Genomic DNA, 12194 nt, shown 5'->3' with positions numbered 1-12194 from the left:
ATTATTTGACGCCCATGCTAGAAAGAACATCTACATTCCAGAAAGCCATAGAAGCAGTAGAAGCATTAGATCCAGAAGCTCAGGCTATTCTTGTAGATATTATCCAAAAGCGCCTCAAACAACAGCGACGGGATGACTTATTGAAAGAAATCGCGCAAGCAGAGAGTGATTATGCTCAGGGTAATGTCCGGCGTGGTTCAGTTGCAGATTTGATGGCGGAGTTAGATGAGTGAAAAATTTGGTTTGGAGTCCGACTTTTGTTGGTGCTTTTAAGCGTCTAGTCAAGAAAAATCCTGAGTTACGTTCTCAAATTGAGCAAGTATTACAACAGATCGCTGAAGATCCATTTCAACTCAGTTTACGTAGTCACAAGCTAAAAGGCGATTCATCGGGTAGATACTCATGTTCAATTGATTATCGTAATCGAATTTTATTTAAATTCGTTACAAACCCTGAATCAGGAGAGGAAGAAATTTTATTGCTAACTTTAGGCTCTCACGATGACGTTTACTAAATTCACGATTATTTTTAACTAAGGCAAGCTTAATAATTAGAAAATAATTACAGATTTTAAATGAACACTCAAAAAACAACCCAACCCATTCCTCTGCACTTTAAATCCGATAAGGTCGGCGAAGTTTCACGCGTACCTTACCAAGAACGTGCTGCCGAAGCTGAAATCTGGGCAAAACAACACGATATTAAACCAGCATCTTTAGATAAAACTCGTATTTGTCTACTATTAATCGATGTCCAAAACACCTTTTGCATTCCTGGTTTTGAATTATTTGTAGGTGGTAAATCCGGAAATGCGGCGGTGGATGATAACGTCAGATTATGTGAGTTTATCTATCAAAACTTGGGGGTAATTACAAAAATTGTACCGACCTTAGATACCCACACAGCAACGCAAATCTTCCATCCGATATTTTGGGTGAACGCCGCCGGAGAACATCCCACTCCAGCAGCGACTAGCATCACACCAGTAGATATTGAACAAGGTATTTGGAAAGTTAACCCAGCCGTTGCTAACAGTGTTACTAATGGGGATTATGAATTATTAGAAAAACACGCTTACCATTACGTTAAGCAACTCAGTCAAGATGGTAAATATCCCCTCACAATTTGGCCTTATCATTCTATGTTGGGGGGTATTGGTCATGCTTTAGTTTCATCGGTAGAAGAAGCGATATTTTTTCACGGTATTGCGCGTCAGAGTCAGACGCAATTTGAAATCAAAGGTGAAAATCCTTTAACAGAAAACTATTCCATCTTACGTCCAGAGGTGTTGGAAGATTTTGAACAACGTCCACTTGCTCAAAAGAATACGCGCCTGATTAAACAACTGTTAGAATTTGATGTTGTTATTATTGGTGGTCAAGCTAAAAGTCATTGTGTAGCCTGGACAATTGATGATTTATTAACAGAAATTAAACAGGTAGATGCTAACCTTGCGAAAAAAATCTATCTACTAGAAGATTGCACTTCTCCTGTTGTTGTCCCCGGTGTTGTGGACTACACAGAACAGGCGGATAAAGCGTTTAAAAGGTTTGCAGAGGCAGGAATGCACATCGTCAAATCTAGCGAATTTGGGAATTGGGCATAGAGGATTGGGCATTGGGTTTAGTAGTCTCCCTCATTACCTATTCCTTCATTTCTTTAAATAACCCTTGGGATCTTGCGCGACCCAACCCAGAGATGAGGTAGAACGCACTTCAAAATGGAGATGTGGTTGAGTGGAAGTTGGTCTTCCACTAGTGCCTACCGTTCCTAGTAAGTCTCCTTTTTTTAGTTGCTGACCGACGGTAACTTTGATAGTGTCAAGCTGGGCGTAGCGGCTTTGGAGTCCGCCACTATGGTTGATAATGACTAACTTGCCATAAGAACCTTGGTCGTTGGCAAAAGCTACGGTTCCAGGTGCGATCGCTAGCACATCAGTACCAATTGGTGCTAATAAGTCAATACCACTGTGGAAGAAAACTTCACCAGTTGCAGGATTAATTTGCCAGCCGTAAGGTAATGCCACAGTTACCACTTGCGCCAAGGGGTATCCAGACAGGGATGCAGGGTTTGGTGTACCTGTATCAGCAGGTAAAGGAGATTTCGTTACAACACCATTTGGCGACCAATTTACCCCCGGAACAAACACAACTCTGGGGTCTTGTTGGCAACCATTCACCTCAAAAAGACTATCAGCACGAACTTTGTATTGTGCCGCCACTTGTCGCCAAGTTTGACCACGAGGTACTTCGACTACAATCCCATTGTAGGGAGGAATTTGAAGTACACTACCAACGGCTGCGATCGCACCGTTCTGCAAAGCTGGATTCATGCCAATAATAGTTGTAGGAATGAGATTGTAGCGCTGCGCTATGCTCTCCAAAGTTTCGCCACGAACAACTTTATGGCGTTGGAAGCGAGATAAGGCTGGAGTTGGGCAGCCACCCACAGCAGCATTGGCGCTATTGGTGTTTGGCAGTATGGATACTAGGCCCAAGGCGCTAACTAAGCTACAGAGAAACAGTTGACGAAAAGGTAAAGTCATGTATAAACGTCAAAAGCGCATTAACTTTAGATTTTAGATGGGAAGAGTGGGGAGTGGGGATTGGGGATTGGGGATTGAATATTAGAAAACTCTTCTCTAGTCCCTATTTCCTAGTTCCCACTTCTGATCTCCTAGTCCCCAGTCCCCAATCCCTATTTCCTAGTTCCCACTTTCGATCTCCTAGTCCCCAGTCCCCAGTCCCCAGTCCCCAATCCCTATTTCCTAGTTCCCACTTTCGATCTCCTAGTCCCCAATGCTCAATACCCAATCCCTAATTATTCGTAAATTGATCTGTCCACTTGCCGTTAGCTTGACTACACTTAGAAATTAGCAACTGCATTGCTGTCCTTGAGCAAAACAATTATGAAGTTATCCTTAAAGCAACTGGCGGTTTATGTGTTTTTACTGGTGATTGGCGGTGGTGCAGGTTTGTTGGGCAGTCGCTATCTCCTGCCACAAAGTCGCTCCTTTCAACAGTTAAAAAATGTAACAATGGCTTTGCCACCAGAATCCGTAGTTCCCAATTCTCCTAACGGAGCAATTGGGTCTACTGGGGGCGATAACGTGAATTTTATTGCGACGGCAGTCCAAAAAGTTGGCCCGGCTGTGGTGCGAATTAATGCCACTCGCAAAGTAGCTAATCCCATCTCTGATGCATTGAAAAATCCCCTCTTGCGGCGATTCTTTGGAGAAGATGAGCAACCAATTCCCCAAGAAAGGATTGAGCGCGGTACAGGATCGGGATTCATTTTGAGCGAAAATGGAGAATTGCTCACTAACGCTCATGTGGTAGCCGATACAGATACAGTACAAGTCACCCTCAAGGATGGTCGGACTTTAGAGGGGAAGGTGATGGGAGTGGATTCTGTGACAGATGTGGCTGTGGTGAAAATAAAAGCCGATAATTTACCAACAGTAAAGCTGGGAAATTCACAAAACTTGATACCAGGACAATGGGCGATCGCTATTGGCAATCCTCTGGGTCTAGATAATACTGTCACTATCGGCATTATCAGCGCTACGGATCGTACTAGCACTCAAGTTGGTGTCCCAGATAAGCGAGTTAGCTTCATCCAAACTGATGCCGCAATTAACCCTGGTAATTCTGGTGGCCCGTTGTTAAACGCTCAAGGCGAAGTGATTGGTGTTAATACAGCAATCCGCGCTGATGCTCAAGGACTCGGTTTTGCCATCCCCATTGAAACCGCCGCCCGCATCGCCAATCAACTTTTTACCAAAGGGCGTGTCGTACATCCCTTTTTGGGTATTGACATGGCAGACCTTTCTCCAACCAGAAAACAGCAGATTAATCAAGAAAATCAACTGAATATTCAGCAAGATGCGGGGATTGTGATTAAAGGAGTCACAGACGATTCCCCAGCCAAGCGTGGAGGACTGCTTCCTGGAGACGTGATTCAAAAAGTTAACGGTAAACCAGTCAAAACCTCAGCCCAAGTTCAAAAGCTGGTAGAGTCCAGCCAAGTTGGCGACGTTTTAGCGATCGAAGTCAACCGTAGCGGTAAAATTCAAACCTTTAAAGTCCAATCAGGAGCTTATCCTGAAAAGAAGTAGTCAGAATATTCGTAATTCGTAGTTACAAGGCGCTCACGGACTTGCTCTAGGCATTGGGGGAACCTTTCGTAGAGAAGGCTTTACGGTGCGCTATCAGTGGAAGCTTGAACTCTCCACTGTCTTGTTAAACACTGAATTTTTACAGTGTGGGTTGCTGTAACCTGTTTAATTACGAATTACGAATTACGAATTACGAATTATTTGGCCAATAGTCCCAGAATGTTTGACTATTGACTATTGATTATTGACCATTAGACAAATGCTCTAACTGCATTCTCTGCTCCATCTGGCGCAGAAAATACCCCGTCATCATGGCCGACGCTAGAAGTCCAGCTAAGTTATCCCGATCTGTTGTGATTTGCACGTTGAAATTCTCTGCGGGGAGCATTCCTACTAGCCCTTGGACATTTTGCGAGATGATTTGTTTAATTTCGGGGCTGGCGGACTGAGCAACCCTAGCTAAAACATCAGGAGACTGATGCTGTAGATATTTGAGTAACTGATTAGGGTATTCCTCAGAGTGGTCGGAAAGAAGTTGATTAGGGTGTTCCTCGGAGTTGTCATTCAAAAAGTCAGGATTAAACACCATTGGCAGTTTTATTTAGCTTAATTGCTAACTCTACTTTAAACCATAGTACAAGGGTAGCGCATTCATCATTGGTATAAGTCAATAGGAGGGGAATGGGGAATGGGGAATGGGGAATAGTTCTTCTTCTGCCTCCGCTGCTCCCTCATCCCCGTTATCTAGCTAATCCCCCACTCCCTACTCCCCACTCCCTACTCCCTTTAGTTCTAGTTCTAGTTCTAGTTCTAGTTGTTCTTCCTTTTGTGTGGTGGCAAGTATTTGGGGGAGTTGTTCGATTTGGAAATACTGATGAAATTTCGGGGTTACTTGGAGTGAGTAGGAACGAGAATCACTGTCTCGGCGTTTGCGGATGAAACCAAGTTCTACGAGTTCTGGAACGTGCTGATATACTCCTGAACCTCGCAAGTTAATCAAGTCGCTCTGGAGAATGGGACTATTGAGGGCGATCGCAGCTAAAGTCCGTAATGCACCTACACCCAATTCTACTGGTATCATCGTTTGCACTAAATCATGAAAATCAGACCGGAGTTGCAAACTGTAACCATCTGGAGTTTCTACCACCTCTAAGGCGCTATCTCGGTGGGCATAGTTGTCCATGAGTTCAATTATGCCTTCTTTGACACTGGCGCGATCGCAGGCAGCATACTCGGCGATTTCGCCGAGCGACAAGGGTTTACCCTTTAAATAAAGAATTGCTTCTATCTTCGTCGCTGTGGCTGTAATCATTTAGTTATTAGTCATTGGTCATTAGTCATTGGTCATTAGTACATGACAACTAACAATCAATAAGTGTGTGGCATTATATCGTAAATTGTCAAAATATTGTTTGAAACTCTTAAATTGGGGATTGGGGACTGGGAATTGAGGATTGAGGCATTGGGCAAAAGGAAGGGTAAAGAGAAGAGGAATTTTCCCCCAAGTTCCAAGTCCCAAGTCCCCAGTCCCTAATCCCCAATCCCTCTACTTGTGAGAATAAATTCTGCGATCGCTAAATCTTGAGGAGTAGTGACTTTTAAATTTGTCTCCTCTCCCTCGACAATTCGCACTTCAATACCGCACTTTTCAAATAAAGCGGCGTCGTCGGTTACTTCCCAACCTTGACGAACTCCTTCAGCATGGCACTGTTTCAACAACTTGACATCAAATCCTTGGGGAGTTTGTGCTGCCCACAATTTTTGTCTATCGGGTGTTTCTTGAATTATGCCTTGTTCGTTGACAACTTTGATGGTGTCTTTGACGGGTACACCAGCAATTAAACCGGGACAGTGGCGAATGGCTTCGGCACAAGAGTTAAATAAATCTGGTGTGGCCAGGCATCTAGCACCATCGTGAATCAACACTTGTTCTGCGGCTATTGGCAGAGATTGCAAGCCATTGTAAACAGATTCTTGGCGGGTGGAGCCGCCTTGAATGAATTCTACTGGTTTAGTCAGATTGAGATCGGCGAGAATTGCCTTGAAGTCTGGCCAATCGGTAGGCTGAGAAATAATCCCGATCCAACTGATTGTATTGGCGGCTTCTGCGGCTAATAGAGTCCAAGCAATAATTGGTTGCGATCGCACTTTCAGCAGGAGTTTATTGCGGTTACTCCCCATTCTTTTTCCGATGCCCGCAGCTGGAATTAGTAAATACACAGAATTCCTCAATCTTTAAGCTATATATTTTCCCCTAAAATAGGGAGCGAGTAAGCGTCAATAAATATTATGCGAGTAGTAGCCCTTGTACCTGGCGGAATTGGCGACCAAATTCTCTTCTTTCCGACTCTAGATGACCTGAAGCGCCATTACCCTAACGCTCAGATAGATGTCGTTGTTGAACCCCGGTCAAAGGCTGCCTACCGAGTGAGCAAGTCAGTTCACGAGGTGCTGAACTTTGATTTTCAAGACCGTAATAGTCTGGCAGATTGGGGTAACTTGATCGGCAACATTCGCGATCGCGAATACGATGTCGTCATTGCTGTTAAGCAAATTTGGTTGCTCGGTCTTTTGCTCTGGTTGACGGGAATTCCCATACGTATTGGCTACAAAGGCAAAGGTTCGGTTTTTCTGACCCACGCTGTGCCATTCAAAGCATCCCAGTATGCGGCGGCAGTATATCACGATTTGCTGCAACCATTGGAAATAAATAGTCCTGTCCCAGAGTTAGCAGTAAATGTGCCCAAACCAGATATTGAGTGGGCACAAAAGGAACAAAAACGCTTAGGGGTGAATGAAACAGGCTATATCTTGATTCATGGCGGTTTTGGCCAGTTATCCCAGGCTAAAGAACAGGATAAAATCTACCCTGTCGAAAGTTGGCATCAAATTATTCAAGGCTTCCAAGACAAGCAGCCGGATCTGCCTGTGGTGGTGATTAAGGGAACTGACGATGAGCAGTTTGTGCGATCGCTTCTGGGGTCTTCTCCAGATATCAAGGTGACTTCCCCAGATGATATTGGCAAGTTAACTGCTATGATCGCCGGGGCAAATTTGATGTTGTCTACTGATAATGCGGCACTACAACTGAGTGTTGCAGTCCAAACTTATACCATCGCTCTGTTTGGGCCTACCGATCCAGCTAAGTTGTTGCCGAAAAACGATAAATTCCTGGCTATTGCATCCCCCACGGGAAAAACGGCGGATGTTTCACCAAACGCCGTTTTGGAAAAGATTTGGGGTGGCTAAAGGGCAGTTTGTCCCGATTTCTGCAATAAGTCTATTGTTATACGTTTGTGAATGACCGCAAAACCTGGTTGTGACAGCTAGATTTTGCGGTTATTTCAGTATTTACAACCAGGCTAAAAACCAATACGGTTGAGGTTAGGTGTAGATAATTGGTCTTTGAAGACGCGATTTATCGCGTCTCTACAAAAAACAGATTTTTCTCAATGCTTTGTGCTTATTTGCGATCGCGCCGTCCCCGTCCACCAGCCCAAGGGGGTGGGCCTCCCGCATTGCGAATGCGAATCACTTCTCCGTTACTGCGAGTGATGCTAAAGGCATCAAAATCATAGTCGTCGTATTCTCCTACGACAGTTACTTTTTCACCCTGGCGCAAATTTAGCTGATGATGCCAACGTGGCCCGGCATCGACAATAATCTGTCCAGTACCGTCCTCTAAAATAAATTCATTGCCAACAACACTGCGAATTTCACCAGAAACGCTGACTCCTGGATCGCGCTGCAAATCACGAATTGGGATCTGTGCTTGAGCGGTGGGAATAACTACCGCTAAGAGTGCAGATGTAAAGGTCATAGCAACAGTGGATTTCATAAGAATTTATTGGTTTGAACTTCACTGCATAAAATGTAAACAGGAAGTATGACCAAAAAATGACCACAATTTATTTGGATTTGTGCATCAAAAGTGGCAGGGTAATTTGAAAGGTTGAGCCTCGATCAAGAATACTGGTGACACTGATTTGTCCCCCGTGAACCTGAACAATTTGCTGGGCGATCGCTAATCCTAGTCCAAATCCACCCGATGCTCTAGAACGTTTTGGATCGGCTCGATAGAATCTTTCAAATACATGAGGTAATGCATGGCTGGGAATGCCAATTCCAGTATCTGTAACCTGAATTAAGGCTTGTTCTAGCTGTCTAATCAGGCTCAGTTCAATGGTTCCACCAGCGGTTGTATAGCGACAGGCGTTGCTGAGGAGATTAGCGATCGCTTGTTGTAACAAATTTGCATCACCCTGAACTACAACAGCCGTATCGGGTAACTGGCTGGTGAGTTCTAAAGAATGGATTTTTGCCTGTGACAACCATTCAGTAGACATACTCCGTAAAAGCTCTGTTAAATTCACAGATTCCATCGAGTCAGGAGCCAATAATCCTTCGTGTCGCGCCAGGAATAACAAATCACCCACCAATGTACTCATCTGTTTGGTAAGGCTGATAATCTTCTCAATGCGCTTTCGCAGTTTCATTGGTGAGTCGTCTAGCTCATCTAAATCCATTAGCCCAACTTGGGCATTGCTCATGATTGCTGCTAAGGGGGCCCGGAGTTCATGAGAAGCATTGGCAGTAAATCGCTGGAGTTGATCGCAGACTATTTCTAAGCGCTGATTGGTTTCTCGCAGATTGATTTCTCGGTTCGCTAACTCTCGCTCCAGTTTATAGAAAAGATGAACTGCAAACAAAGCTGCGATCGTCCCGAATACAACAGAAATACACAACACAATCCAGGTAATTTGCCGATAAAAATCTTGATGTTGTATGCGTTGTACTAATAATTCTTCCTCGGTTTGAGCGAAGCGATCTATTTGTTGACGCGCCTGATCCATCGTTAATTTCCCTTCCTCCAACCACTCATAAAGGGACGCTACGGGAACCAAGGTATCAGTTTGTCCACGAATTCGTTTCAGTTCTCGCTGTAAGGTTAATTTCTGCTGAAAGATTTCTAAATTATCATCAACCAGTGTGCGAATTTTTTGAATTTGCTGGGTTTGTTGGGCATTGTCTTGTACCAATTTTTCTAATCGATTCAAGGATGGAGGAATAATTGTCTGGGCTTGCTTATAAGGAGCCAAAAATTCCTCCCGTTGAGTTAGCCCATAACCTCGAACTCCAGTTTCAGCATCAATCAAGGCGTTGAGAAGCTGTTTTGTTTCTAGGCGTACCGTTTGAGTATGCTGCACCCAGGTTTCATCTTCTACCAGACTGGCTTTTAGCCAAGCAAAGGCTGATAGAGCCATAAACAAGCAGGTTATGGGAATGGCAACGATCGCTGTTCCCCGTACTCGAATCGGCAAAGTTTGCCAGCGTTGATAGAGCCGTTGAACCCGATAAGCCATAGATTACCCCGCAGGAGGTTCTAAACGATAGCCAGTGCCATAAACGGTTTCAATCCAAGTTTCTACGCCAATCTCGCGCAGTCGTTGACGCAAGCGTTTGATGCGAGCAACTACGGCATTACTCTCAGGTTCTTGTCCCCATTCCCAGAGTGCCTGTTCGATCTGATCGTGGGTGAGAATTTGGCGAGGATGGCGCATCATGTACTCTAGTAGCTGAAAATCTCGGCTTTTCAATTTCAAGCTACTGCTTCCCCATTCCAGGCGCATGGTGTCGAGATGGAGCGATAGCCCGTTGACTTGCAAAGCATCACCACACCACAGGGGCGATCGCCGTCGCAATGCCCGCACCCGTGCCAGTAATTCTTCAATATCTACAGGTTTGACAAGGTAATCATCGGCTCCGGCATCTAACCCCATCACTTTATCGACAGTGGTATCTTTTGCCGTCAACATCAAGATAGGAGCCGCTTTTCCTGCTTGACGATACTGTTTGCACAGAAAGATACCATCTTCATCGGGCAACATCCAGTCAAAAATCAGCAGATCGTAATCTTTTTCACCCATCAACCATTGGGCTGTTGCCCCATCTTCGACGGCATCCACAATATGCCCTGAACGAGTCAAGGCGTCATGGAGCGGTTCAATTTGCTCTGGATCGTCTTCTACTAGCAAAATCCGCATTGTTCAATTGCAGCTAGTTGGGAATGGGGAGTGGGGAATGGGGAATGGGGTTTTAGCCTAGTACCGCAAGGCGGAATTCGTAATTCGTAATTCGTAATTCGTAATTCGTAATTCGTAATTAATTGTTTGCAAAGGTTTCAGACATTTAAAATGGGTGGCTTATTTACGCCAAGCTGTACTAGTTTGATTTTATAAGAAGAATTCAGAACTCAGGAGTCAGAATTCAGTATGAATTCTGTACGAGTGGGTGACGAATGTTGGTTAAAACCGTACAACTCTTAGAGACGCCTTAAAACTCTATCCCTTTATGGGTAGAGTATTCACCAATTATGAATTCTGTATTCTGACTCCTGTTTTATTGTGCCAACTTAACTTTCACGCAGCTAAAATATCTCAAAAAAAGCATCATCTAATTCATAACCTAGCATTTGGGCCATGGACTTCAGCCGCGAGAGGCTGGGGATATCTTGCTGTTTGAGCCAATCACCTAAGACAAAGATTTTGTGCATCAAAAATATTTCTAAGGCTTCAGGATTGTACTGAATGCCTTCTTTGGAACTGAATTGGTGTGGTACAAGCATGGCGGCATAACGAGCAAATTCTCCAGCTTTCCAATCTAGGAAAAATGCTAACCAGGGGTATTTGGCATCTAGGCGCACAAACCACAGCCGCACCTCTGGAATTTCTGAGAGTTCCCGTGGATCGTCAGGTTCGAGATCGTAATTGATATCAAAGCGTAGCTGCTGTTCATGGGATGCAGCCCCATCTTGCAGCAGTTGTTCAATCACCCTTGACGCAGGAGATATATCCAGATTGTTAATCAGGTCATTATTGAGTGCGATCGCAATTGTCTTTGACTCAGCAGCCACTTTTTTTTGCTCAACTGTAGGATCGAGAATCTACAGTAGCAGCTTTCAGGGATTGGCGCTAGATTGACCTTTAGTAGCACAGAGTCTTGTTCACAAATCAATTAGTATTTACTGATACTTTTTTGCTGATAATTTGGTCAACCTATACAAGGTTTAGATGCAAGTCTAACCTGATCAAATTTCTTTGATACTTTGGCTTAATTTTTGCTGGTTATAACAAAATACATTCCAGTTACTAGCCTTGATATAAGCCGATGGCGATGCCTGTGGCTGGCTACGCTTACGCCGCTCACTTTTCCGATTTTTAATAAAGTTAAATATTACTTTTATTATTGTTATAATTACTCACATTTAACTAATAAATTACTACACGATTTACACACTATGCCATTAGAATTAGCCTACTTGGGTAAGGCAACACTTGCCCCAAGGTGGACATTTACAGCAATTTTAAGTTAAAGTTGTAATGAGTTTGTTTTAGATTAAGGTCTGACAAAGTAGCCATCAACAAGCAAAAAAAATCATTATCGCCACCTATGACTTCCGCAGCATCAAAAGCCAAAACACAAGCATAGGTAAAACAGCGGTGTGCAATATGATTGCATATATTAAATAACCAATAAACATTTAGACGGGAAAATTCCCCCAACAGTTAAGAAGCTGTAATATGCAAAAACAAACAATTACTACAAAACCAATTCGTTCCCTAGAAGATGCGCTTGAGCGCTGTCAAATTCTGGGTATGCGCGTCAGTCGTCAGCGTCGCTTTATTCTGGAACTACTTTGGCAGGCAAATGAACATCTCGCTGCCAGAGAGATTTACGATCGCTTGAATCAACAAGGCAAAGAAATCGGTCATACTTCTGTTTATCAAAACTTAGAAGCATTATCCAGTCAAGGCATCATTGAATGTATTGAACGCTGTGATGGGCGTTTGTACGGCAATATCAGTGACTCTCACAGTCATATAAACTGTGTGGATACAAATCAAATTCTTGATGTTCATGTGGAACTACCAGAAGATTTGATCCGCAAAATTGAAGAAGAAACAGGAGTGCAGATTACTGACTACAGTATTAACTTTTTTGGCTACCGGAATCCGCAAGAGGGATAGGGAGCAGGGAGCAGGGAGAAGGGAGCAGGGAGAAGAGTTTTCCCCTCTGC

At 43.9% G+C, this 12194-nt stretch carries 14 protein-coding genes; 6 read left to right on the top strand and 8 right to left on the bottom strand.

The features are described 5' to 3' along the window. The first annotated feature begins 14 nt into the window (after positions 1 to 14). Genes ACWATR_RS22700 through ACWATR_RS22690 form a run of 3 tightly spaced genes read left to right on the top strand, consistent with a single transcriptional unit; the run spans position 15 to position 1606 of the window. Positions 15 to 233, top strand: a complete 219-nt coding sequence (locus tag ACWATR_RS22700) for a hypothetical protein (protein WP_420761220.1) — start codon at positions 15 to 17, stop codon at positions 231 to 233. Next, complete coding sequence (locus ACWATR_RS22695; protein ID WP_460337342.1) at positions 230 to 514, top strand: type II toxin-antitoxin system RelE/ParE family toxin; 285 nt, start codon at positions 230 to 232, stop codon at positions 512 to 514. Before ACWATR_RS22700 ends, ACWATR_RS22695 begins: the two co-directional genes overlap by 4 nt. A 60-nt stretch (positions 515 to 574) precedes the next feature. Then, positions 575 to 1606 carry a cysteine hydrolase family protein gene (locus tag ACWATR_RS22690; RefSeq protein ID WP_460337339.1) on the top strand — a complete coding sequence of 344 codons (1032 nt, stop codon included), beginning with the start codon at positions 575 to 577 and terminating at the stop codon, positions 1604 to 1606. Positions 1607 to 1651: 45 nt separating this feature from the next. On the opposite strand, the gene ACWATR_RS22685 is transcribed toward ACWATR_RS22690, so the two are convergent. Then, the gene (locus ACWATR_RS22685; RefSeq protein WP_460337335.1) at positions 1652 to 2545 is read right to left on the bottom strand and encodes a LysM peptidoglycan-binding domain-containing M23 family metallopeptidase; all 894 of its coding nucleotides are present in this window, start codon (positions 2543 to 2545) and stop codon (positions 1652 to 1654) included. A gap of 363 nt (positions 2546 to 2908) precedes the next feature. On the opposite strand from ACWATR_RS22685, the gene ACWATR_RS22680 reads away from it, so the two are divergent. Then, complete coding sequence (locus ACWATR_RS22680; protein WP_460337332.1) at positions 2909 to 4117, top strand: HhoA/HhoB/HtrA family serine endopeptidase; 1209 nt, start codon at positions 2909 to 2911, stop codon at positions 4115 to 4117. A gap of 241 nt (positions 4118 to 4358) precedes the next feature. On the opposite strand, the gene ACWATR_RS22675 is transcribed toward ACWATR_RS22680, so the two are convergent. From ACWATR_RS22675 to ispD, 3 genes are all read right to left on the bottom strand, one after another. Next, positions 4359 to 4706 carry a DUF760 domain-containing protein gene (locus ACWATR_RS22675; protein WP_335104656.1) on the bottom strand — a complete coding sequence of 116 codons (348 nt, stop codon included), beginning with the start codon at positions 4704 to 4706 and terminating at the stop codon, positions 4359 to 4361. A 174-nt stretch (positions 4707 to 4880) separates the two neighbouring features. Then, entirely contained in the window at positions 4881 to 5429 is a 549-nt protein-coding gene (gene scpB / locus ACWATR_RS22670) for an SMC-Scp complex subunit ScpB (RefSeq protein WP_460337327.1), read from the bottom strand. Positions 5430 to 5647: 218 nt separating this feature from the next. Next, a complete protein-coding gene (gene ispD / locus ACWATR_RS22665) occupies positions 5648 to 6337 on the bottom strand; it encodes a 2-C-methyl-D-erythritol 4-phosphate cytidylyltransferase (protein WP_460337324.1) in 690 nt (229 codons plus the stop codon). Between the two features lie 69 nt (positions 6338 to 6406). On the opposite strand from ispD, the gene ACWATR_RS22660 reads away from it, so the two are divergent. Further along, on the top strand, positions 6407 to 7366 hold the full coding sequence (locus ACWATR_RS22660; RefSeq protein ID WP_460337320.1) for a glycosyltransferase family 9 protein: 960 nt from the start codon (positions 6407 to 6409) through the stop codon (positions 7364 to 7366). A gap of 214 nt (positions 7367 to 7580) precedes the next feature. Here ACWATR_RS22660 and ACWATR_RS22655 read toward each other — a convergent pair whose 3' ends face one another. The 4 genes from ACWATR_RS22655 to ACWATR_RS22640 all read right to left on the bottom strand — a co-directional run bounded on the left by ACWATR_RS22655 (position 7581) and on the right by ACWATR_RS22640 (position 11030). Continuing rightward, a complete protein-coding gene (locus ACWATR_RS22655) occupies positions 7581 to 7955 on the bottom strand; it encodes a DNA-binding protein (RefSeq protein ID WP_069072059.1) in 375 nt (124 codons plus the stop codon). Between the two features lie 70 nt (positions 7956 to 8025). Further along, a complete protein-coding gene (locus tag ACWATR_RS22650; protein ID WP_460337316.1) occupies positions 8026 to 9480 on the bottom strand; it encodes a sensor histidine kinase in 1455 nt (484 codons plus the stop codon). Between the two features lie 3 nt (positions 9481 to 9483). Continuing rightward, positions 9484 to 10161 carry a two-component system response regulator RppA gene (rppA, locus tag ACWATR_RS22645; RefSeq protein ID WP_460337313.1) on the bottom strand — a complete coding sequence of 226 codons (678 nt, stop codon included), beginning with the start codon at positions 10159 to 10161 and terminating at the stop codon, positions 9484 to 9486. 383 nt (positions 10162 to 10544) lie between these two features. After that, entirely contained in the window at positions 10545 to 11030 is a 486-nt protein-coding gene (locus tag ACWATR_RS22640; RefSeq protein ID WP_460337310.1) for a CRR6 family NdhI maturation factor, read from the bottom strand. A gap of 667 nt (positions 11031 to 11697) precedes the next feature. Here ACWATR_RS22640 and ACWATR_RS22635 point away from each other — a divergent pair. After that, on the top strand, positions 11698 to 12144 hold the full coding sequence (locus ACWATR_RS22635) for a Fur family transcriptional regulator (RefSeq protein ID WP_069072063.1): 447 nt from the start codon (positions 11698 to 11700) through the stop codon (positions 12142 to 12144). The last annotated feature ends 50 nt before the right edge of the window (positions 12145 to 12194 follow it).

It is taken from the genome of Nostoc sp. UIC 10890 (assembly GCF_054786515.1).
This window is presented reverse-complemented; position numbering and strand designations above follow the sequence as displayed.

What these genes read in the sequence shown, in the direction of transcription:
- ACWATR_RS22700 (WP_420761220.1), top strand. Translation starts at nt 15, where the DNA reads ATGCTAGAAAGAACATCTACATTCCAGAAAGCCATAGAAGCAGTAGAA.
- ACWATR_RS22680 (WP_460337332.1), top strand. Translation starts at nt 2,909, where the DNA reads ATGAAGTTATCCTTAAAGCAACTGGCGGTTTATGTGTTTTTACTGGTG.
- ACWATR_RS22655 (WP_069072059.1), bottom strand. Translation starts at nt 7,955, where the DNA reads ATGAAATCCACTGTTGCTATGACCTTTACATCTGCACTCTTAGCGGTA.
- ACWATR_RS22685 (WP_460337335.1), bottom strand. Translation starts at nt 2,545, where the DNA reads ATGACTTTACCTTTTCGTCAACTGTTTCTCTGTAGCTTAGTTAGCGCC.
- ACWATR_RS22635 (WP_069072063.1), top strand. Translation starts at nt 11,698, where the DNA reads ATGCAAAAACAAACAATTACTACAAAACCAATTCGTTCCCTAGAAGAT.
- rppA (WP_460337313.1), bottom strand. Translation starts at nt 10,161, where the DNA reads ATGCGGATTTTGCTAGTAGAAGACGATCCAGAGCAAATTGAACCGCTC.
- ACWATR_RS22690 (WP_460337339.1), top strand. Translation starts at nt 575, where the DNA reads ATGAACACTCAAAAAACAACCCAACCCATTCCTCTGCACTTTAAATCC.
- ACWATR_RS22675 (WP_335104656.1), bottom strand. Translation starts at nt 4,706, where the DNA reads ATGGTGTTTAATCCTGACTTTTTGAATGACAACTCCGAGGAACACCCT.
- ACWATR_RS22650 (WP_460337316.1), bottom strand. Translation starts at nt 9,480, where the DNA reads ATGGCTTATCGGGTTCAACGGCTCTATCAACGCTGGCAAACTTTGCCG.
- scpB (WP_460337327.1), bottom strand. Translation starts at nt 5,429, where the DNA reads ATGATTACAGCCACAGCGACGAAGATAGAAGCAATTCTTTATTTAAAG.
- ACWATR_RS22660 (WP_460337320.1), top strand. Translation starts at nt 6,407, where the DNA reads ATGCGAGTAGTAGCCCTTGTACCTGGCGGAATTGGCGACCAAATTCTC.